The organism is Mycobacterium paraseoulense, from assembly GCF_010731655.1.
Lineage (GTDB): Bacteria > Actinomycetota > Actinomycetes > Mycobacteriales > Mycobacteriaceae > Mycobacterium > Mycobacterium paraseoulense.
The window spans coordinates 333,612-358,715 of sequence record NZ_AP022619.1 but is presented as its reverse complement, the minus strand read 5'-3'; the positions used below and the strand labels follow the sequence as shown (position 1 = coordinate 358,715).

1 protein-coding gene is annotated in these 25,104 nt (G+C 69.7%); it reads right to left on the bottom strand.

Translation table 11 applies throughout. The features are described 5' to 3' along the window. Window positions 1-42 precede the first annotated feature (42 nt). Window positions 43-24,720 carry a non-ribosomal peptide synthase/polyketide synthase gene (locus tag G6N51_RS01545; RefSeq protein WP_163750612.1) on the bottom strand — a complete coding sequence of 8,226 codons (24,678 nt, stop codon included), beginning with the start codon at window positions 24,718-24,720 and terminating at the stop codon, window positions 43-45. Between the last annotated feature and the right edge of the window lie 384 nt (window positions 24,721-25,104).

Sequence of the window (25,104 nt, the reverse complement as noted above, 5' to 3'; positions counted from 1 at the left end):
TATTTCGGCCCTTCCACGTGAAATCCGTTGCCGCTCAAACGTTTACAGCAGCCCGAGCAGCCGCAGGTCGGTGACGTACTTGACGATCACCGGCGGCGAGATGTGCGGGATGTCCGGATCGTCGCTGTCGGGGCCGATCTTGGCTTCCCGCACCGCCGCACGGAACCGGTCGGTCGGGGCGAGCGAACCGCGGCCGGGCTCACCGGGTTCGACCTGCTGGGTGCTCGGCAACTGCAACAGCGGCAGCACCGAGTGTTGCCGCTGGCGCTCCGGGAGATCACGCAGGGCGGCCTCGAAGCGTTGCAGCCACTCGCCGAAGTCGTCGACCCGCTCGATCGGGTAGCCGGCCTCGATCAGCCAGTCGACGTACTCGTCGATGCCGACGCCGTCGTCGTGGGGGTTCATCACGTGATACGTCTCGAACCCCTCCACCACCTGGGTGCCCAGCGTGGTGATCGCCTCGGCCACGAACTCCACCGGCAGCGCATCGAAGTGCGCACGTTGCCGGTCGCCCTCGGCGTCGAGTCGATAGAACGAGCGCGGCGCGATGCCGGTGGCCACCAGGCTCAGCACCATCCGGGTGAACATGTCCGACAGGTTCAGCTGCCCCGAGTAGCTGGTGTCGGACAGGATCATGTCGCAGCGGAACACCGAGACCGGCAGCCCGCACAGGTCATGGGCCTCCCGCAGCAGCACCTCGCCGGCCCACTTGCTGTTGCCGTAGCCGTTGGCGTAGCCGCCGTCGACGATGCGAATGGGGCTGATGACCCGGATGTCGGCGTCCTCGGTGAACGCCTCCGCGTCGACCCCGTCCCCGACGTTCGCGGTCGAGACGTACGAGTAGGCCTTGTGTTTGGTGGTCAACGCCAACCTGATGAGTTCGGCGGTGCCGGCGACGTTCGGACCGAACAGCTCGCTGTAGGGCAGCACGCCGTTGACCAGAGCCGCCGAGTCCACGATCAGATCCACGGTGTCGGCCAACCGCTGCCACGTCGGCTCGTCCAGGCCGAGGTTCGCCGCGCCCTTGTCACCGGCGACAACCTCGAGGTGGTCGGCGGCCAGCTCCTGGAAGTACCGCAACAACTTCGGGTCACCGCTATCGAAGGTCTTCTCCAGCCGCTGGCGCGCCTCCTCGTCAGAGCCGGCCCGCACCAGACAGATCAACTTGCCGTCGACCAGCTCCAGCTGCTCGAGCCACTGCAGCAGAAGATAACGCCCCAAAAAGCCCGTCGCCCCGGTCAACAGGACCGTCCGCACCTGCGGACCCGGGCCCGGCAACGACGGCGCAGCGCTCAGCGTCGCGGCATCGATGAACTTGTCCAACGTCAGATCACTCGCATACACCTCGGTGGCGTCGCGGCCGTGCACCGAGGCGAAGCTGGGACCGGTCCGCGATGCGGACTCGAAATCGCCATTCTGCCAATCCAATTGCTGGCTCAAGTTCCGCACGGCCGGCGCGTCGAACACGGCGCGCACCGGCAGATGGATGCCGAGGGTGGTGTGGATCGCGGCAACCAGGCGCATCGCCGACAGCGAGTCACCGCCCAGGTCGAAGAACGACTCCTCCACTCCGACCCGCTCCACCCCCAGCACCTGGGCGTAGATGTCGGCCAGGGTCTCCTCGACCGGCGTGGCCGGCGGGCGGTAGCGGTCAACGTCGCTGTACTCCGGTGCCGGCAAGGCCCGGGTGTCGAGTTTGCCGTTGACCGTCAACGGCAGCGCGTCCACGGTCACCACCGCCGCCGGGACCATATAGGAGGGCAACCGATCGCCCAGGGCCACGCGCAGGGCGGCCGGGCCGGCGGTGCCCGTGACGTACCCCACCAGCCGCCTGTCGCCGGGCCGGTCCTCGCGCGCGATCACCGCCGCCTGCTCAACGCCGTCCAGGGCGGCCAGGGCGGCGCGGACCTCGCCGAGTTCGACGCGGTGCCCGCGGATCTTCACCTGTTCGTCGGCGCGGCCCAGATACCGCAGTTGCCCGTCCGGGCCCCAACACACCACATCCCCGGTGCGATACATCCGTTGTCCGGGCGCACCGAACGGGCAGGCAACGAACCGCGACGCGGTCAGGCCCGCGCGGCGCACGTACCCGTACGTCAGGCCGGCTCCGGCCACATACAGCTCGCCGATGACCCCGGCGGGCACCGGCCGCAGCCACCCGTCGAGCACGAACAGCGCCGCCCCCGGCACCGGTGCTCCGATCGGCGGTGTTCCCGACTCGGGCACCAGCGGCGCGCTGATCGCCACGCACATCGTGGTCTCGGTCGGACCGTAGACGTTGAGCATGGTCCGCCCGGGCGCCCACCGGTCCACCACCTCTTGCGGGCACGCCTCGCCGGCGACCACCAGGGCGGCCGAGTCCAAGCCCGCCACCGCGAGCATCGCGGCCTCGGACGGCGTCTGGGTCAGCACGCTGACGTCTTCGGCGCTCAGCAGGGCATGCAGGTCTTCCGGGGAACGGGCCGTCGCGTCGGGCACCACCAGCACCCGCCCGCCGTGCAGCAGCGCGCCGAAGATCTCCCACACCGACACGTCGAACACCAGCGAATGGCTCTGCGACCACACGCCGGCTACCGGCACGGGCGCCTCGAGGGGGGCGAACAGCTGCGTGACGTTGCGGTGAGTGACCGCAACGCCTTTGGGCGTCCCGGTGGTGCCGGACGTATAGGTGATGTAGGCGATGTCCTCGGCCGTCGGCATCGCCGGGGGCGGACCGCCGGACTGGGCGTCGAGGGCGGGATCGTCGACATCGACGACCGCACCTTGGAAGCCGTCCAGCCGTGATCGGTGGTCGGCGGTCGTCAGCGCCGCGACGGGCGCGGCGTCGGTGAGGATGAACGCGATCCGCGCCGCGGGCAGCCCGGGGTCGATCGGCAGGTACGCCGCCCCGGTCTTGAGCACCGCCAGGATCGACACGACCGCCTCCGCCGAGCGGTCCACGAGCAGACCCACGCATTCGCCCGGGCCGGCCCCGTGGCCGATCAACAAGTGCGCCAACCGGTTCGCGGCGCGGTTGAGTTCCCGATAGGTGATCGAGCGGTCACCGCAGCGGACAGCCACCGCTTCCGGGGCGCGGTCCACCTGCGTGTCGAACACTTCCAGGATCGACGGCCAGGTCATCGGCCGGTCTGACACCGCGCGGTTACCCCAGTCGTCGAGGCGGGCGCGCTCGTCGTCGTCGAGCACGTCGATCGACGACAACGGCCGGCCTGGGTCGGCGGTGATGGCCACCAGCACCTGGTGCAGGCGTTTGATCAGCGCTTCGATGGTGCGGGCGTCGAACACGTCGGTGCGGAACTCGACCTGCCCGCCGATCCCGGCGGGTTCACCGGCGTCGCCCCAGTGTTCGGCCAGCGAGAAGGTCAGGTCCATGCGGGCGGTGTGGCTGTCCACCGGCAGCGGGGTGACGTGCAGATCGCCCAGGATCACGTCGCCGGGATCGTTGTTCTGCCAGGCCAACATCACCTGCACCAGCGGATGATGGCTGAGGCTGCGGGCGGGGCGGAGCCGCTCCACCAGCACCTCGAAGGGGACGTCCTGGTGTTCGTAGGCGGCCAGGCTGCGCCCGCGGACCCGCTCCAGCACCTGGGCGACCGTCGGGTCCCCGCCCAGGTCCGTCCGCAGCACCAGGGTGTTGACGAAGAAGCCCACCACGTCGTCGAGCAGTGGATCGCGGCGGCCGGCGATCGGGAAGCCGACGGCGACCTCGCTGCTTCCGCTCAGCGTCGACAGCAGCACCGCCAGGGCGGCCTGGACGACCATGAAGCTGGTCGCGTTGTGCGCGCGCGCCAGTTCGCGCACCCGCTGCTGCAACTCGGCCGACCACCGCACGCCGACGGTCGCCCCGCGGTGATCGGCCACCAGCGGGTAGGGCCGATCGGTGGGCAGCACCAGTCGCTCGGGCATTCCGGCCAGGGTGTGTTCCCAGAATCGCAGCTGTCCGGCGATGGGGCTGTCCGGGTCGTCCGGGTCCCCGAAATGCGTGCGCTGCCAGAGCGCGTAATCGGCGTACTGCACCGGCAACGGCGCCCACGCCGGGGCCTCGCCCGCGCACCGGCCGGCGTAGGCCACGCCGAGGTCACGCACCAGCGGGGTCAGCGACAGCCCGTCGGCGGCGATGTGGTGCAGCACCGCCACCAACACGTGTTCATCCACCGCGGTGCGGAAAAGCCATGCGCGCAAGGGGATCTCGTTGCACAGGTCGAACGCGTAATGCGCCACCGACTCGACGGCCTCCGCCAGCTGGTCCGGCGACCAGGCGGAGGCGTCGACCAGGTCGCACCGGACGTCGGCCTGTTCGGGCGCGAGCACGAGCTGTTGCGGGGTCCCCTCCGCCGCGACGAAGACCGTGCGCAGGCTTTCGTGGCGGGCCACCACGTCGCCCAGCGCGGCAGCGAACGCGTCGGCGTCCAGGCGCCCGTCCAGCCGCAGCGCCGCCGCCATGTTGTACACCGCCGACGGCCCCTGCAACTGGTCGAGGAACCATAACCGGGATTGGGCGAAGGACAACGGGATCACCGCGGGCCGCTCGATCGCCACCAACGGTGTGCGCCCCGCCCCGTCGCTGCCGAGCCGCGGCGCCAACCGGTGAATCGTGGGCGCCTCGAACAGTGATCGCACGCCGAGGTGGACGTTCAGGCCGGCGTTGACGGCCGCGATCAGCCGCATGGCCGCGAGCGAATCGCCGCCCAGATCGAAGAACGAGTCGTCGACGCCGACCCGGTCGACGCCCAGGACCTGGGCGTAGATGCCGGCCAGGATCTCTTCGGTGGGGGTCGTGGGGGCGCGGTACCGGCCGGTGTCGCGGTAGGCGGGCGCCGGCAGGGCGCGCGTGTCCAGTTTGCCGTTGACCGTCAACGGGATTGCCTCCAGGGCGACGATCGCGGCCGGCACCATGTAGGCGGGCAGCCGCTCGGCGAGTGCGGCGCGGAGCACGGCCGGGTCGGCGTCGCCGGTCACGTAGCCCACCAGCCGCCTGTCCCCCGGACGGTCCTCGCGGACGATCACCGCGGCCTGCCGCACACCGGCCAACTCGGTGAGGGCCGTGCGGATCTCGCCGGGCTCGATGCGATAGCCACGGATCTTGACCTGCTCGTCGGCGCGGCCGACGTATCGCAGCCCGTCTGCGCTCCAGCGCACCACATCCCCGGTGCGATACATGCGTTCTCCCGGCGCTCCGGATGGGCATGGCACGAACCGCGACGCCGTGAGGCCGGGCCGGCCCAAATACCCGCACGCCACCCCGCGGCCGGCGACGTACAGCTCGCCCACCACACCGGCCGGCACCGGCCGCAACCAGTTATCCAGCACGAAAAAGGCGAGGTGCGCCAAGGGAATTCCGATGGGGCTGGCGTCGCCGTCGGCGTCGCCGTCGACGATCTCGCGGAACGACGCGTGCACCGTGGTCTCGGTGGTGCCGTACATGTTGATGATGCGCGGGCGTCCCGGGTGGCTGTCCAGCCACGTGCCCAGCCGCCGGGGCTCGAGCGTTTCACCACCGAACACCAGCGTCTGCAGCTTGAGTCGTTGAGCGACATCGGGTGCGAGCGCGTCGGCGGTTTGCAGCCCGTAAAAGGCCGACGGTGTCTGGCTCAGGACGTCGACCTGTTCACGAACCAGCAAGGCGTGCAGGTCTTCTGGGGAGCGGACCACCGCGTCGGGCACCACCACCAGACGACCCCCGTGCAGCAGCGCGCCGAACATCTCCCACACCGAGTAGTCGAAGGCCAGGGAGTGGCACAGCGTCCACACCTGGCCCAGCTCCATCTCGGCGTCCAGCGCCTCCAGCAGCTGGATGACGTTTCGGTGGGTGACGCCGACGCCCTTGGGCGTACCGGTCGTGCCCGACGTGTAGATCACGTATGCGATGTCCTCGGGCGACGGGGCCGGTAGCGGCGCGCCGGGGCGGCCGTGCAGCTCGGGGTCGTCGACGTCGATGACGGGTACACCGCACCCGCCGAGCCTCGACCGCAGGCCTTCGACGGTGATCACGGCGGCCGGGGCGGCGTCGGTGAGCACGAAGCCGATCCGCGCGGCCGGCAGCCCCGGATCGATCGGCAGGTAGGCCGCCCCGGTTTTGAGCACCGCCAGGATCGCCACGACGGCCTCCGCCGACCGGGGCATCAGCAGCGCGACCCGCTCCCCCGGGCCCGCGCCGTGCTCGACGAGCCGGTGCGCCAGGCGATCCGCCGAGTCGTCGACCTCGCGGTACGTCAGGCAGCGCCCCTCGCAGCTGATGGCCACCGCCTCCGGCGCGCGGTGCACCTGCGCGGCGAACGCGTCCGAAATGGACCTCGCCGGGGGGGCGGGCCGGGTCAGCGCGGCGTGGTTGCCGATCACCTCGAGGCGGGTATGTTCTGCCTCGTCGAGCACATCGATCGTCGACAGGCGGCGGGCGGGGTCGGTGGTCATGGCCGCCACCACCCGTTGAAGCCGCGCGACGAGCGTTGCGACGGTGGCCGTGTCGAACACGTCGGTGCGGAACTCGACGGCCCCGGCAATCCCGGCGGGCCGGCCGTCACCGGTCCAGCGTTCGGCCAGCGAGAACAACAGATCGGTGCGGGCCGTTCGGGTGTCGACCGGCAGCGGGGACACCTGCAGATCGCCCAGAACCAGGTCGGCCGGCTCGTTGTTCTGCCAGGCCAGAATCACCTGAACCAGCGGGTGGTGCCCCAGGCTGCGGGTGGGGTTGAGCCGCTCCACGAGCACCTCGAACGGCACGTCCTGGTGCTCGTAGGCGGCCAGGCTACGCCGCCGCACCTGGTCCAGCAGCTCCGCGACGGTGGGATCCCCGGCCAGCTCGACCCGCAACACCAGGGTGTTGACGAAGAAGCCGACCACCTCGTCGAGGGCGGGATCGCGGCGCCCCGCGATCGGAAAGCCTACGGCCACATCCGAACTCGCGGCCAGCTTGGCGAGCAGCACCGCCAGGGCGGCCTGGATCACCATGAAACTGGTGGCGTTGTGCGCCCGCGCCACCTCGCGCACCCGGTCCTGCAGCTCGGCCGGCCACTCGACGCCCACACTGGCCCCGCGGTAATCGGCGACCGCGGGGTAGGGCCGGTCGGTGGGCAGGTCGAGACGCTCGGGCATCCCGGCCAGCGCCTCGTGCCAGTAGCGCAGCTGGCCGGCGATCGGGCTGTCCGGATCGTCCAGATCGCCGAGCTGGGCCCGCTGCCACAGGGTGTAGTCGGCGTATTGCACCGGCAGCGGCGCCCATCCCGGCGGCCGGCCCGCGCACCGGCTGGCGTAGGCCAGGCCGAGATCGCGCACCAGCGGGGTGAGCGACCAGCCGTCGGCGGCGATGTGGTGCACCACGGCCACCAGCACATGATCGTCCGGGGCGATCCTGAAAAGCCGTGCCCGCAGCGGGATCTCGGTGGCCAGGTCAAAGGGATGTGCGGCCACGGCCTCGACGGCCTCGCTCAACCGGGCCGGTGACCATCCGGTCGCGTCGACCGCGTCAATCTCGGCGCGCTCCGGCGGCAGCACGACCTGTTGGGGAGTCCCCTCGGCGGCGACGAACACCGTGCGCAGGCTTTCGTGGCGCGCGGCGACATCGGCCAGCGCGGCGCCCAACGCGTCGGTGTCCAGGTCCCCGCGCAGGCGCAGCGCCGCGGCCATGTTGTAGACCGGCGACGGCCCGTGCAGCTGGTCGATGAACCACAGCCGGGACTGTGCGAAGGACAACGGCAGTGTCTCGGGTCGCGCGCCGGCCACCACGCGCGTCGGTCCACCGCCGCCCGAACCCAGGTTCGGCGCGAGCCCGCGAACGGTGGGCGCCTCGAACACCGCACGCACTGACAGCTGCGCGTCCAGGCCCGCGTTGACGGCGGCGACCAGGCGCATGGCCGCCAGTGAATCGCCACCCAGGTCGAAGAACGATTCCTCGACCCCCACCCGGGCCAATCCCAGCACGCGGGCGTAGATCTCGGCCAGGATCGCCTCGACCGGGGTCGCCGGGGCGCGGTAGGAGTCGGCGTCGTGGTATTTCGGCGCCGGTAGGGCCCGCTTGTCCAGTTTGCCGTTGAGCGTCAACGGGATCGCGTCCAATCGGATCACCGCGGCGGGCACCATGTAGGCCGGCAACCGCTCGGCGAGCGCGGCGCGTATCGCGTCGGGGTCGACGGCCCCCGTCACGTAGCCGACCAACCGGCCCTCCCGGGCGATCACCGCCGCCTGTTCCACGCCCTCGAAACCGGTGAGCGCGGCGCGAATTTCGCCGAGTTCGATGCGATGCCCGCGGACCTTGACCTGATCGTCGGCGCGGCGCACGTACCGCAGCTGCCCGTCGGGGTTCCAGCACACCAGGTCGCCGGTGCGGTACATGCGCGTCGCGGTCCCGCCGAACGGGCACGCCACGAACCGCGACGCCGTCAAGCCGGGCCTGCCCAGGTACCCGCACGCGACACCGCGACCGGCCACATACAACTCCCCGACCACCCCGGCCGGCACCGGCCGTAACCACCTGTCCAGCACCATGAACGCGGCGCCGGACACCGGTGGCCCGATCGGCGCTCCGGCTCCCGCGGTCAGCGGCGCGCTGATCGCCGCGTCCACGGTGGTCTCGGTCGGTCCGTAGGCGTTGACCATCACCCGGCCCGGCGCCCACCGATCGACCAGTTCGGGCGGGCACGCTTCGCCGCCGATCACCATCGCCACCGCGTCCAGGCCCTCCGGCGACAGCGCGCCCGCCTCGGACGGGGTTTGGCTCAGGACACCGACCCCTTCCCGAATCAGCAAGGCGCGCAGGTCTTCCGGTGCGTGGACCACCGGCTCGGGCACCACGACCAGCCGGCCCCCGCCGAGCAGCGCGCCGAAGATTTCCTGGACCGAGACGTCGAAGGCCAGCGAGTGGCACTGCGACCAGACGCCGGCCGCGGGCAGGGGCGCATGCAGCGACGTCATCAGCTGAGTCACGTTGTGGTGGGTGACCGCGACGCCCTTCGGGACGCCCGTGGTGCCCGACGTGTAGATCAGGTACGCGATGTCGTCGGGGGCCGGTGCGGTCAACGCGATGACGGGGTGGGTGTGCACCGCCGGATCGGTGACATCGATGACCGGCACGTCGCACCCGTCCAGAAGCGGCCGAAGCCCCGCCGTGGTGACGGCCAAGATCGGGGTGGCGTCGGCGATCATGAACCCCATCCGCGCCGCCGGCAGGCCGGGGTCGATCGGCAGGTAAGCCGCCCCCGTCTTGAGCACGGCCAGGATCGCGACGATCGCCTCCGCGGACCGCGAAAACAACAGTCCCACAAAGTGTCCGGGCCCGGCGCCGCGTGACGCCAGCAGGTAAGCCAGGCGGTCCGCGGCCTCGTCCAGCTCCCGATACGTCATGGAGCGGCCTTCGACGGTCACCGCCACCGCCTCCGGCGTGCGGGCCACCTGGGTGGCGAACGCCTCCGGAATCGACGGCCCGGTCACCGGCTCGGTCAGTACCGCCCGGTTCCCCCACGCGGCCAGGTGGGCGTGTTCCGACTCGTCGAGGGCGTCGATTGTCGACAGCGGGCGGGCGGGGTCGGCGGCCATGGCCGCCAACACCCGGCGCAACCGGTCGGTCAGCGCCCGGATGCCGGCCTCATCGAATACGTGGGTGTCGAATTCGACACGCAGGCCCAGCTCGTCGCCCGGCACGGCCTGCACCGAGAGCGGATAGTGGTTGAACTCGCGGCTGCTGAAGTCGGTGACGCTGACTTCGTGAGCGCCCGCCAACGCGGCGGTGTCGATCGGGTAGTTCTCGTACACGAACAACGTGTCGAACAACTGGTCGTGGCCGGTGGCGCGGTGGATTTCGGGCAGCGCCAGGTGCTCGTGTTCGAGGGTCTGGTTGTGGGCCCGGCGCAGCTGGTCGAGCAGCCCGGTGACGGTGGTGGTCGGGGTGATGGTCGCCCGCACCGGAACGGTGTTGATCAGCAGGCCCACCATCGATTCGGCGCCGCTCACCTCGGGCGGACGGCCGGACACGACGGTGCCGAAGACCACGTCGCCCTGGCCGGTCAGCCATGTCAGCAGCTGCGCCCAGGCCGCCTGCAGGACGGTGCTGACCGTGGTGTGCGACGAACGGGCCAGCCCGCCGAGGGCCCGGGTGGTGTCCGCGGGCAATGCGACGGTGGCGACGCCCCGACGCCCCGCCGGGCCCGCCGGGCGCACCAACGTCGGGCTGTCGAAGCCGTCGAGCACCTGGCGCCAGGCCGCTTGCGCGGCCGCCCCGTCGCGGTCCGCCAGCCAGGTGAGGTAGTTGCGATACGGCGCCGCCGGCGGCAGTCGCTCTCGGTAATAACCGGCGAAGATCTCCTGCAGCACGATCGGGAGCGACCAGCCATCCATCACGATGTGGTGGACGGTCAGCACGAAGCGGTGCCGCTGGTTCGCGGTGCGCACCAGCGCGGCCCGGAACGCCGGGCGGGCGGCCACGTCGCACACCGCGGACCGTTCGGCGGCGCACAGCCGCTCGATCTGCTCGTCCGGGTCGGGGTCATCGGCGTCGAGTTGGAGGTAGCGCCACGTCATGGCCGGGTCGGCCGGGATGATCTGCACCGGCTCGTCGAACTCGTCGCAGAACCGGGCCATCAGGTTGGGATGCCGGGTGAGCATGGCGCGAACCGACTCGCCCAGGCGCTGCGGGTCGAGGGGGCCGCAGACGGTGATGTCGAGCTGCACCGCGTACACGTCGTCCCCGGTGTCCACGCCGGTGCTGGTGTGGAAGAGCAGTCCTCGCTGCAGCGGCGTCAGCGGCAATATGTCGGCGATCGCGTGCTGTCGGCAGAGGTCGTCGATCTGGCGCTGGCCCAGCCGGGCGGGGGCGATGTCCGACGGGGTCAGGCCGCCCCCGCCGTTGCGTACATGCGCGCAGATGCCGGCCAGGGCCTCACACCACAATCGGCTGAGCCGGCCGACTTGGTCGCGCCGCAGCGCCGACGGCGCCCACGTCCAATTGGCGTGCAGGCGGGGGCCATTCGTCGTGTCCATCGTGCCGGCGTTCAGTTCCAGCGGGTGCCCCAGCGGGATCGGCAGCGCGGCCATCGCGCCGGTCAACGCCAGGCCGTCCTGATCGAGCCGCCACAGCTCGTCCGGCAGCTCGCCCGCCCCGCCGAGCCGTCCCAGGTAGTTGAACCCGATCGCCGGGTCCGAATCGCCCAGGCCCACTTCCGGATTCAGGTACCGCAGGAGCCCGTACGTCAGCCCGTCCGGGACGGCGCGCAACTGTTCCTTGGCGTCCTTGACGAGCGCACCCAGCTCGGCCGCGCCCGCCTCGACCTTCGGCCAGCGCGGCCTGCCGAGGCTCAGTGCGACCGGGTATTTGGCGGTGAACCACCCGACGGTGCGCGACAGGTCGACGTGCGGGCCCACGTGCTCGTCGCGACCGTGGCCCTCGACGTCGATGCAGAGCGGCGCGCCGGTGCCCAGGAATTCGTTGATCGCCAACCCGAGGGCGACCACCAAAATGTCCTGGACACCGGCGTGAAACGCCGCCGGCACTGCCCCCAGCAACATGCGAGTGGTTTCGGCATCCAGTGACACCGACAGGTGTTCGGCCGACTCGTACGTGTCGGCACACGGGCGCACCGCAGGCAACGCGGCGGGCGTCGCCGCCACCCGCCGCCAGACCTCCGCCTTCTCGACGACCTCCGGCCGGCGGGCGTGCTCCGCCAGCAGCGCCGACCACCGGGCGAACGACGTCCCGCCTGGGGGCAGCGCCACGGGCTGGCCACTGCGCTGCTGAGCCCATGCGATATTGAGATCTTCCAACAGGATTCGCCAGGACACCCCGTCGACGGCGAGGTGGTGGACGATCAACGCCAGTCGGCCGGTGGACTCCGCCCAGACCGCCCGCAGCATCACCCCCGCGGCGGGGTTCAACCACGACCGCGCCGCCACCAGCGCCGCTTCGGACAACGCGTCGACGGTGTGCACGCACCCGCGGGCGTCGACCGTGCCGGGGTCGGGCGCATGCAGCGACCAGCCGCCGGCACCGTCGTCGTCGACACGCAGCCGCAGCATCGGGTGCCTATCGATCAAGGCCTGCAGCAGCACCACCACGTCGTCGCGGGTGACCCCGTCCGGCGCCCGCACCACCATGGTCTGGTTGAACTCGTCGACCGGCCCGTCGACCTGCTGCAGCCAGCGCATGATCGGCGTCGCGGTGACGGGGCCGATGCCCTCGTCGACCACGTCGTCCTCGGTGGCCACGCCGGCCACCCGGGCCAGCCGGGCCACCGTCTGCTCGACGAAGACGTCGCGCGGGCGGAACAGGACGCCGGCCGCCCTGGCCCGGGCGACCACCTGCATCGACAGGATGCTGTCTCCGCCGAGGTCGAAGAAGGAGTCGTCGGCGCCGACGCGCTCGACGCCGAGCACCTGGGCGTAAATGCCGGCCAGGATCTGTTCGACGGCGTCGCCGGGAGCGCGATACTGTTCGGCGCTTTGGTAGTCGGGTGGGGGCAGGGCGCGGGTGTCGAGTTTGCCGTTGAGGGTCAACGGCAGTTCCTCGAGCGCGACGACCGCGGCCGGGACCATGTAGGGCGGCAACCGATCGGCCAACTGCGCACGAACGGCGGCCGGGTCGGCGGCCCCGGTGACATAAGCGACCAAACGCTTTTCGCCGGGGCGATCCTCACGCACGACCACCACCGCCTGCCCCACCCCCCGCACACCGCTAAGCGCCGCCCGGATCTCGCCCAACTCGATGCGATACCCCCGAACCTTGACCTGCTCATCGGCCCGCCCCACATACCGCAGCTGCCCATCGGCACCCCAACGCACCAAATCCCCCGTGCGATACATCCGCGACCCGACCCCACCAAACGGACACGCCACAAACCGCGACGCCGTCAACCCCGATCGGCCCACATACCCACACGCCACCCCACGCCCGGCCACATACAACTCACCAACCACACCCACCGGCACCGGATTAAGCCACGCATCCAACACGACCAACGCCGCGCCGGGCACCGGGGACCCGATCGGGGGCGCTCCGGTTCCGGCGGCGAGCGGCGGGGTCATCGCCGCGTACATCGTGGTCTCGGTCGGACCGTATTGGTTGACCATCACGCGTCCGGTAGCCCATCGGTCGACCACCTCGGGTGGACAGGGTTCGCCGCCCATCACCAGCGTCGCGACCGACTCCAGACCCTGCGGCGACAGCGCCGCCACCGCGGACGGGGTGTGGCTGAGCACGCTGACCTGTTCGCGAATCAGCATGGCGTGCAGTTCTTCTGGTGAACGGACCACGGCGTCGGGCACGATCACCAGCCGGGCACCGCGCAGCAGCGACCCGAAGATCTCCCACACCGAGAAGTCGAACGCCAACGAGTGGCACTGCGACCAGACGTATCCGAGTTCGAGCTCGCCGTCCACCGATTCGAGCAGTTGGGTGACGTTGTGGTGGGTGACCGCCACGCCCTTGGGAACCCCGGTCGTGCCCGAGGTGTAGATGATGTAGGCAATGTTCTCGGGGTCGGGGACCGGTGGCGCGCTGCGGGGTTGGATTGCGATTTCGGGGTCGTCGAAGTCGATGACGGCCAGGTCGGTTCCGTCGAGCCGTGGGCGCAGTTCGGGGGTGGCGATCGCGGCGACCGGTATGGCGTCGGCGAGCATGAAGTCGATTCGCGCCGTGGGCAGGCCCGGATCGACGGGCAGGTAGGCCGCCCCGGTCTTGAGCACCGCCAGGATCGCCACCACCGCCTCGGCACAGCGCTCGGCCACCAGCGCCACACACTCCCCCGGACCGGCACCGTACTCAACGAGCAGGCGCGCCAACCGATTCGACGACTCATCGACCTCCCCATACGTCCACGAACGCTCCCCGAAGCTGATCGCCACCGCCTCGGCGTCGCGAACCACCTGAGCGGCGAACAACTCCGGAATCGACACCCCCACCGGCACCGGCCCACCCAACACCGCCCGATTACCGACCACCCCAAGACGGGCACGCTCAACGTCATCGAGCACCTCAATCGACGACAACCGCCGCGCCGGATCACCGGTCATCGCCACCAACACCCGACGCAACTGCTCGACCAACCCCTCCACCCGGGCGGTGTTGAACACATCGGTACGAAACTCCACCGCCCCACCGATCCCCGCCGGCCGACCATCCTCGGTCCACCGCTCAGCGAGCGAGAACACCAAATCCATCCGGGCGCTTCGCGTGTCGGTAGACAGCGGGGTGACCTGCAGATCGCCGAGGGCCAGCTCGGCGAGGTCGACGTTTTGCCAGGCGAGGACGACCTGGATCAGGGGGTGGCGGCTGAGGCTGCGGGCCGGGTGCAGCCGTTCGACGAGGACCTCGAAGGGCACGTCCTGGTGTTCGTAGGCGGCCAGGCTGCGCTGTCGCACCTGATCCAATACCTCGGCGACCGTGGGGTTCCCCGACAAATCGGTGCGCAATACCAACGTGTTGACGAAGAATCCGACCAGCTCATCAAGCGCGGGATCACGACGCCCGGCGATCGGAAAACCCACCGCCACATCCGAAGTCGCTCCCAGCTTGGCCAATAAGACCGCCAACGCGGACTGCACCACCATGAAACTGGTCGCATTATGCCCAGCGGCCACCTCACTCACTCGTTGTTGCAACTCCGCGGGCCACTCCACCGCCACCCGCGCACCCCGGTAATCGGCCACCACCGGATACGGCCGGTCCGTCGGCAACTCCAGGCGCTCCGGCATCCCCGCCAACGCATCCAGCCAATACGCCAACTGCGCGGCGATCGCGCTACGCGGGTCATCGAGGTCGCCGAACTGCGCGCGTTGCCACAACGTGTAATCGACGTACTGGACCGGCAATTCAGCCCACCCCGGCGCCCCACCGGCACACCGGCTGGCATACGCCACGCCTAGATCACGCACCAACGGCGTAATCGACCACCCATCGGCAGCAATATGATGAGCCACCGCCACCAACACATGCTCACCCGCACCCACCCGGAAGAGCGTCGCCCGCAACGGAAGCTCAACCGCCAAATCGAACGAGTAACGCGCAGCGGCCTCGACGGCTTCCTCCAGTCGGCTCGCCGACCATCCGTCGGTGTTCACCACGTCCCATCCGACGCGGGTTTGCGAGGGCGGCAGGACGACCTGCTGCGGGGTTCCCTCGGGTGCGGAGAACACCGTCCGCAGGGTTTCGTGGCGGGTCACCACGTCGTCCAACGCGGCGCGCAATGCGTCGGCGTCCAGCGTCCCGACCAGGCGCAGCGCTGCGGCCATGTTGTAGACCGGTGACGGGCCCTGCAATTGGTCGAGGAACCACAACCGGCTCTGGGCGAACGACAGCGGGATCACCGCGGGCCGGGGGCCGGCCACCAGCGGCGCGAGGCCGCCTCCGCCGCCGCCGATGCGGGGTACCAGCTGCGCCACCGTGGGCGCCTCGAACAGGGCGCGCACCGAAAGGGCGGTAGCGAAGCCGCTATTGATCGCCGCGATCACGCGCATGGCCGAGAGCGAGTCGCCGCCGATGTCGAAGAAAGAGTCGTCCACTCCGACCCGTTTGAGACCCAGGACTTGTGCGTAGATGCCGGCCACGATTTCTTCGGTGGGGTTGGTCGGCGCGCGGTACCCGGTGTCGGTGTATTCGGGTGGGGGTAGGGCGCGGGTGTCGAGTTTGCCGTTGAGGGTGGTGGGCAGGTCGGCGAGGGTGACCAGGGCGGCCGGGATCATGTAGCCGGGTAGGCGCTGGGCCAGCGCGGCGCGCAGCGCGGTCGGTTCGGCGGTGCCGGTGAGGTAGCCGACCAGGCGCTTGTCGCCGGGGCGGTCCTCGCGCACGATCACCACGGCCTGCTCGACCCCATCCAGGCCGGCCAGCGCCGCGCGGATCTCGCCGACCTCGATGCGGTACCCGCGGATCTTGACCTGCTCATCGGCGCGCCCCACATACCGCAACTGGCCGTCGGGGCCCCAGCACACCAGGTCCCCGGTGCGATACATCCGCTGCCCGGGCCCGCCGAACGGGCACGCCACGAACCGCGACGCGGTCAACCCCGCCCGACCCAGATAGCCCAGCCCGACCCCGCGCCCGGCGACATACAACTCCCCGACCACCCCGACCGGCACCGGCCGCAACCAGCCATCCAGCACGAACAACCCCGCCCCGGGTACCGCCGACCCAATCGCCGGCGCCCCCGACCTGGCCACCAACGGCGCGCTGGCCGAAGCCAAGATCGTGGTCTCGGTCGGCCCGTAGACGTTGACCATCACCCGCCCCGGCGCCCAGCGATCCACCACCTCCGCGGGCACCGGCTCGGCCCCGATCACCAAGGCCATCCCCTGCAAACCCTGCGGCGAGAGCATCCGCACCGCCGCCGGGGTCTGACTCAACACCGTCACCCGCTCAGCAACCAACAACGCGTGGAAGTCCTCGGGCGAACGCGCCACCGCCTCGGGCACCACCACCAGCCGCCCCCCATGCAGCAACGCCCCCCAGATCTCCCACACCGAAAAGTCAAAGGCATACGAATGGAACTGGCTCCACACCTGCGCGCGCGTCAACGCCACCCCCACCGCCGCCGCGTCGAACAACCGCGTCACATTGGCGTGGCTCACCGCCACCGCCTTGGGCACCCCGGTCGTCCCCGAGGTGTAAATGATGTGCGCCACCTCATCCGCGCCCGGCGGCGGCGGCGCGCTCACCGGCTGGCGCTGCAACACCGGATCGGCCACATCCAACACCGGCAGGCCATACCCGGCCAGCTTCTCGACCAACGCGCCGGTGCTCACCACCGCCACCGGCGCGGTGTCAGCCAGCATGAACTCCACCCGCGCCGCCGGCAACCCCGCATCGATCGGCACATACGCCGCCCCCGACTTGAGCACCCCCACAATCGCCACAATCGCCTCAACCGAGCGCGTAAACATCACCCCCACAGCGCAACCCGGACCCGCACCCACACCGATCAACCAGTGCGCCACCCGACTCGACGCCTCATCCAACTCGCCGTACGACACCGACCGACCCCCACAGGTGACCGCCACCGCCCCAGGCGCACGCCCCACCTGAACGGCAAACAACGCCGGAATCGACACCCCCGGCGGTGCGGGCCGACTGAGCTCGTGTTGGTTGCCGAGGGCACGCAGGCGGGCATGCTCGGGCTCGTCGAGCACGTCAACGGCAGACAGGGGCCGGGCCGTGTCGGTCGTCAACGAAACCAACACGCGGCGCAGCCGCTCGACCAACGCCTCGACGGTGCCGGCGTCGAAAACGTCGGTGCGGAATTCCACCGCCCCACCGATGCCGGCGGGCTGGTCGTCGTCGGTCCAGCGTTCGGCCAGCGAGAACACCAGATCCGTGCGGGCCGTGCGCGTGTGCAGGGGCAGTGCAGTCACGCGCAGATCGCCCAGGCTCAGTTCGGCCGGGTTGTCGTTCTGCCAGGTCAACATGACCTGCACCAGCGGATGGTGAGTGAGGCTGCGGGTGGGGTTGAGTCGTTCCACCAGGACCTCGAACGGCACGTCCTGGTGCTCGTAGGCGGCGAGGCTGCGCTGCCGCACCTGCGCCAATACCTCTGCGAGAGTGGGGTTTCCGGTCAGATCGACGCGGAGCACCAAGGTGTTGACGAAGAGGCCCACCAGGTCGTCGAGCGCCGGATCGCGCCGGCCGGAGATCGGAAAGCCCACCGCCACATCCGCGGTCGCACTGACTTTGGCCAGCAGCACCGCCAGGGCGGCTTGGACCACCATGAAGCTCGTCGCATTGTGCTCGCGGGCAGTCTCGCGCACCCGTTGCTGCAACTCCGCCGGCCACTCCACGGCCACGCTGGACCCGCGATAGTCGGCCACCGGAGGGTAGGGCCTGTCGGTCGGTAGCCGAAGATGCCCGGGCAGCTCGGCCAAGGCCTGTTGCCAGTAGCGCAGCTGGCCGCCGACGGGGCTGTCCGGGTCGTCGAGTTCACCCAGGCTGGCCCGCTGCCACAGCGTGTAATCGATGTACTGCACCGGCAGCGGCGCCCACGCCGGCGCTTCACCCGAACACCGGCTGGCGTACGCCGTCCCGAGATCGCGCACCAGCGGGGCCAGCGAGGAGCCATCGGCGGCGATGTGGTGGACGGCGGCCACCAGTACGTGCCGGTCGGGTCCGACCCTGAAAAGCTGGGCGCGCAAGGGGACTTCGGTGGCCAGATCGAATGTGTGGCGCGCCGCGGCCTCGACGGCCGCGTCGAGACGGCCCGCCGGCCACGCGCTGGCGTCCACCACCCGCCAACCGAAGTCGGCGCGCTCGGCGGGGATGACCACCTGCTTCGGGGTTCCCTCGGGTGCGGCGAACACCGTGCGCAGGCTTTCGTGTCGGGCCACCACATCGCCGAGCGCCGCCCCGAGCGCCTCGACATCCAGGCGCCCGTCGAGCTGCATCGCCGCGGCCATGTTGTAAACCGGTGACGGCCCCTGCAATTGATCGGTGAACCACAACCGGTTCTGAGCGAATGACAACGGCACCACCGCCGGCCGCACCCCGGGCACCACCCGGGCGGGCCGGCCCCCACCCGCCCTGAGCCGCGGCGCCAACTGGCGAATGGTGGGCGCCTCGAACAGGGTTCGCACTTCGAGGTGGGCGTCCAAGCCGGTAGTGATCGCAGCCACCAAACGCATGGCCGACAACGAGTCCCCGCCGAGGTCGAAGAACGATTCCTCGGCCCCGACGCGCTCCAGCCCCAGCACCCGGGCGTAGATGTCGGAGAGGATTTCCTCGACCGGGGTGGCCGGGGGCCGGTATTCGCCACCTTCTTGGTAGTCGGGTGGGGGCAGGGCGCGGGTGTCGAGTTTGCCGTTGATGGTCAGCGGCAGTTCCTCGAGCGCGACGACCGCGGCCGGGACCATGTAGGGGGGCAACCGATCGGCCAACCGCGCGCGGATCGCGGCCGGGTCGGCGGCCCCGGTGACATAAGCGACCAAACGCTTTTCGCCGGGGCGATCCTCACGCACGACCACCACCGCCTGCGTGACGCCATCCAAACCGGTTAACGCCGTGCGGACTTCGCCCAACTCGATGCGATACCCCCGAACCTTGACCTGCTCATCGGCCCGCCCCACATACCGCAGCTGCCCATCGGCACCCCAACGCACCAAATCCCCCGTGCGATACATCCGCGACCCGACCCCACCAAACGGACACGCCACAAACCGCGACGCCGTCAACCCCGATCGGCCCACATACCCACACGCCACCCCACGCCCGGCCACATACAACTCACCCACCACACCCACCGGCACCGGATTAAGCCACGCATCCAACACGAAGAAGCCCAGGTGCGCCAACGGCACACCGATGGGGCTGGCGCCGCTGTCGACGTCCCCGTCGACGATCCTGCGGAACGAGGCGTGCACCGTGGTCTCGGTGATGCCATACATGTTGATCAGCCGCGGCAGCCCCGGCCGGTTGCGCAACCACTTACCCAGCCGCTGCGGTTCCAGCGCCTCGCCGCCGAAGACCACGGTCCGCAGCTTCAGCTGCCGGCCCAGCTCGGGCGCGAGCGCGTAGAACGCCGAGGGCGTCTGGCTGAGCACGCTGACCTGTTCGCGAATCAGCATGGCGTGCAGTTCTTCTGGCGAGCGCACGACGACGTCGGGCACGATCACCAGCCGGGCACCGCGCAGCAGCGACCCGAAGATCTCCCACACCGAGAAGTCGAACGCCAACGAGTGGCACTGCGACCAGACCCGCCCGAGCGCCAGCTCGTCATTGACGGAATCGAGCAGTTCCGTGACGTTGCGGTGCGCTACGGCCACGCCCTTGGGAACCCCGGTCGTGCCGGACGTGTAGATGATGTAGGCGATGTCCTCGGGGGACGGCGCGGGCAGCGCGTCGCTGGGTCGAGTCTCGGCGGCGGGGTCGTCGATATCGATGACGGCCAGGTCGGTTTCGTCGAGCCGCGACCGGACGTCCGCGGCGGTGACGGCGGCGATCGGGGCGGCGTCGGCGAGCATGAAGTCGATTCGCGCCGTGGGCAGGCCCGGATCGACGGGCAGGTAGGCCGCCCCGGTCTTGAGCACCGCCAGGATCGCCACCACCGCCTCGGCACAGCGCTCGGCCACCAGCGCCACACACTCCCCCGGACCGGCACCGTACTCAACGAGCAGGCGCGCCAACCGATTCGACGACTCATCGACCTCCCCATACGTCCACGAACGCTCCCCGAAGCTGATCGCCACCGCCTCGGCGTCGCGAACCACCTGAGCGGCGAACAACTCCGGAATCGACACCCCCACCGGCACCGGCCCACCCAACACCGCCCGATTACCAACCACCCCAAGACGGGCACGCTCACCGTCATCGAGCACCTCAATCGACGACAACAACCGCGCCGGATCACCGGTCATCGCCACCAACACCCGACGCAACTGCTCGACCAACCCCTCCACCCGGGCGGTGTTGAACACATCGGTACGAAACTCCACCGCCCCACCGATCCCCGCCGGCCGACCATCCTCGGTCCACCGCTCAGCGAGCGAGAACACCAAATCCATCCGGGCGACTTGGGTATCCAACGGCACCGGGCTGGCTTGCACGTCTCCCAACGTCAGCCCGGCGGCGGGGCCGCTGTGCTGCCAGGGCAAGTTCTGCCAGGCGAGGACGACCTGGATCAGGGGGTGGTGGGTGAGGCTGCGGGTCGGGTGCAGCCGTTCGACGAGGACTTCGAAGGGCAGGTCTTGGTGTTCGTAGGCGGCCAGGCTGCGCTGGCGGACCTGGGCGAAGACCTCAGCCACGGTCGGATTTCCACCCAAATCGGTGCGCAATACCAACGTGTTGACGAAGAATCCGACCAGCTCATCAAGCGCGGGATCACGACGCCCGGCGATCGGAAAACCCACCGCCACATCTGAAGTCGCTCCCAGCTTGGCCAATAAGACCGCCAACGCGGACTGCACCACCATGAAACTGGTCGCATTATGCTCACCGGCCACCTCACTCACTCGTTGTTGCAACTCCGCGGGCCACTCCACCGCCACCCGCGCACCCTGGTAATCGGCCACCACCGGATACGGCCGGTCCGTCGGCAACTCCAGGCGCTCCGGCATCCCCGCCAGCGCATCCAGCCAATACGTCAGCTGCGCGGTGATCGCGCTATGCGGGTCATCGAGGTCGCCGAACTGGGCGCGTTGCCACAACGTGTAATCGACGTACTGGACCGGCAATTCAGCCCACCCCGGCGCCTCACCGGCACACCGGCTGGCATACGCCACGCCTAGATCACGCACCAACGGCGTAATCGACCACCCATCGGCAGCAATATGATGAGCCACCGCCACCAACACATGCTCACGCTCGCCGACCCGAAAGAGCCTTGCCCGCAACGGAATCTCAACCGCCAAATCAAACGAGTAACGCGCAGCCCCCTCGACGGCCTCGGCCAGCCGGTCGGCCGGCCACCCACTGGCATCCACGACTTGCCACCCGAAATCGAATTGCCCCACGGGGACGACCACTTGCCGCGGGATGCCGTCGGGCGCGACGAAGACGGTGCGCAGGCTTTCATGCCGCGCCACCACGTCGGCCAGCGCCATCCCGAGCACGTCGGCATCCAGGCGTCCGCGCAAGCGCAGCGCCACCGCCATGTTGTGCACCGGCGACGACCCGTGCAATTGATCGAGGAACCACAACCGCGACTGGGCGAACGACAACGGCACCACCCCGGGGCGCACACCGGCCTCCACCCGCGGCAACCAGCCCGCCCCCTCGTGCAGGCGGGGCGCCAGCCGGCGAATCGTCGGTGTCTCGAACAAGGCCCGCACCGAAAGGTTGGCATCGAGGCTGGCATTGATCGCGGCGACCAGACGCATGGCCGACAGCGAATCCCCGCCCAGATCGAAGAAGGAGTCGTCGGCCCCGACCCTGCCAAGGCCAAGAACCTTTGCGTAGATCCCGGCGAGGATCTCTTCGGTGAGGGTGGCCGGGGCGCGGTAGCGATCGGTGTCGGTGTATTCGGGTGGGGGTAGGGCGTGGGTGTCGAGCTTGCCGTTGAGGGTAAGGGGCAGGGATGCCAACGGGACGATCGCGGCGGGGATCATGTAGTCCGGGAGCCGCTCGGCCAGCGCGGCGCGCACCACGGTCGGTTCGGCGCCGCCGGTGAGGTAGGCGACCAGCCGCCGGTCGCCGGGGCGGTCCTCCCGGGCGATCACCGCCACCTGTTCGACGCCCTCCAAAGCTGTTAGCGCCGTGTGGATTTCCCCCAACTCGATGCGGTACCCGCGGACTTTGACCTGTTCGTCGGTCCGTCCCACATATCGGAGCTGCCCATCGGAGCCCCACCACACCAAATCCCCCGTCCGATACATCCGCGTCCCCACCCCGCCAAATGGACACGCCACAAACCGCGACCCGGTCAACCCCGCCCGGCCCACGTAGCCCACACCGACCCCGGCTCCGGCCACATACAGCTCGCCGACCACGCCGGCCGGCACCGGGCGCAACCAGCTGTCCAGCACGAAGAACGCCGCGCCCGCCACGGGCGCCCCGATCGCCGGCGCCCCCGAACCCGCCACCAAGGGTGCGCTCTTGGCCGCCCACATCGTGGTCTCCGTGGGCCCATACACATTGACCATGACTCGCCCCGGCGCCCACCGGTCCACCACCGCCGCCGGGCACGCTTCGGCCCCCACCACCAACGCCGCCTCCACCCCCTGCGGCGACAACGCTCCCGCCGCGGACGGCGTCTGCGTCAACACGGACACCCGCTCGCCAATCACCAACGCCTGCAGGTCGTCCGCGCACCGGACCACCGCATCGGGCACCACCACCAGGTGCCCCCCGTGCAACAGCGCCCCCCAGATCTCCCACACCGAAAAGTCGAAAGCCAACGAATGGCACTGCGACCACACGTGTCCCGTCGCCAGCAGCCCATCACCGGCCAACGCCTCGAACAATTGCGTGACGTTGCGATGAGTGACCGCCACGCCCTTGGGGAGCCCCGTCGTACCCGACGTGTAGATCACGTGCGCCACGTCATCGGCGCCCGGCCCCACCACCGCGGCACACGACTGCTCCTCGATCGCCGGATCGTCAAGGTCGATCACCGGCCCGGAAAACCCGCCCAACAGCGACCGTAACCCGGCTGAAACGATCACCACCACCGGCGCGGCGTCGGCGAGCATGAACTCCACCCGCCGCACCGGCGACCCGGGATCGATCGGCACGTACGCCGCCCCCGCCTTCAGTACCCCCAGGACCGCAATCACGGCCTCCCCGGAGCGCTCCACCACCAGTCCTACGCACGCCCCCCGGCCCACACCACTGTCAATGAGCCGGCGCGCCAACCGGTTCGACGCCTCATCGACCTCGCGATACGACCACGACCGCGCCCCGCACGACACCGCCGCGGCCCCGGGCGCGCGACCCGCCTGAACCGCAAACAACTCCGGAATCGACGCCCCGGAAACCACGGGCCGGCCCAACCCGTCCCGCTTGCCCAAGGCGGCCAGCCGATCATGCTCGGACTCGTCGAGCACATCGATGGTCAGCAACCGCCTCGTCGTGTCCGCCGTCAACGCCACCAGCACGCGCTGCAAGCTTTCCGCCAACTGGGCGACGTCGAGGCGGGAAAACGGCCCCCACGCGCCCGCCGTGCTGAGGAAAAGCCGGTCACCATCGGTGGAAAAGATCAAACCGAAGCCACTCGCCTGGCCGGAGTTGGTGTACGACGCGGAGGCGGTGACACCGCCGAACGGCAAGGTAAATGCGGACGGGATGAAATTGACGCTCACCCGCTCGGCCGGCCCCGCCGGCCCACGGGCTTTGCGCTCCAGCGCTTGCACCGGAAACCGTTGGTGCTCAACGGATTCCCGAATACGTGTGTCGACCTGTCGGCAGAACTCGGCGACGCTGAGCTGTGGCGCGACGCGCAACACCAGCGGCACCACGCCGGCCACCATGCCGGGGAGGGTTTTCGACTCGGGAAGCACGCGCCTGTTGACCGGGAAGTCGAGGACCACCTCCGAGCCGTGTCCGCCCCACCCGCGCACCAACAACGCGCATGCGGCGGTGATGACCGACGTTTGGGACACGCCCCACACCTCAGACACCTTGTTGACCCGGCGCAGGATGCCCGAGTCCAACGCGACCGGCGCGGACGGCCACGGATCCCGTTCCCCGGTGGGCGGCCCACGATGTGGGCCGGCGTCGTCCGCGGGGAGGTGCTGAGCCCAGTAGGCCTCGTCGTTGCGGTAGTCGCCGGACCCTTCGTACTTCGCCTCGCAGTCGACCAGATCCCGCAGTGAGCCGAAGACGGCCGGCGGGATGGGGGCGGCGGAGACGATGGCCGAGTAGATGGAGGCGATGCGGTGCCCGACGAGCGCGACACCGGTTCCGTCGATGACGATGTGGTGGCAGCAGGCGAACAGGTGGAATTCGTCGGCACGGGTCTGGAAAAGGGCGAATCGGAACAGCGGGCCCGAGAGCGGCATGGGCGTTCGCTGGATCGACAGCGCCATCCGCCTGGCTTCGTCGACGGCGTCGCGCGATGCGGTCAGGTCATGGAAGGCCAGTTCGACGTCCGGATAGTCGACCGCCCGTTGGAAGACCTGGCCATCCGCCTCGACGAAAGAGGCCCGGGTGGGTTCGGCTTCTTCGATGGCCTGGCGGATCGCCCACTTCAGGGCATCACGTTCAACCCTGCCGTCGATCGTGACGAAGAGTCCGATCTGCCATTCCGTGCCGGAGTGGCCCGTCTCGTGGGCCAGCCAGATGTCTAGTTGTCCGCGAGTAAGCGGAAGTGCCCGGTCACCAAGCTCCATCCAACTTCCCAACCATAGGGCTCACCCTTGAAACCCCCGGTTGACGGCCGCTCGACCGAACTCCTCCGCAATGCCTGTCCGGTTCCGCTAATACATATCCGGCGCGGTCCGTGGCGGATCCTCGCCGCTGTTGCCACTCGTCGCCGCTAATGAGGCAGAGCTGCCGATGTCGTCGTCGAATGGGCCGACGAGCACAGTATCTCCGTCAACTTAGTCAACATAAGTGCAACAGTCCGAAAGGTTAGTCGACGGCGGGAGGGTTGCGCTAGAGGTTTCGAAAAAGTCCCAGCAACCTGTCAGTGACTCCTGTAAGAGATCGCAAAAGATACGGAAGGAATGTTTCGACCTCGGAAACCGACTACGCGACTCGGGACGGTCCCCGCG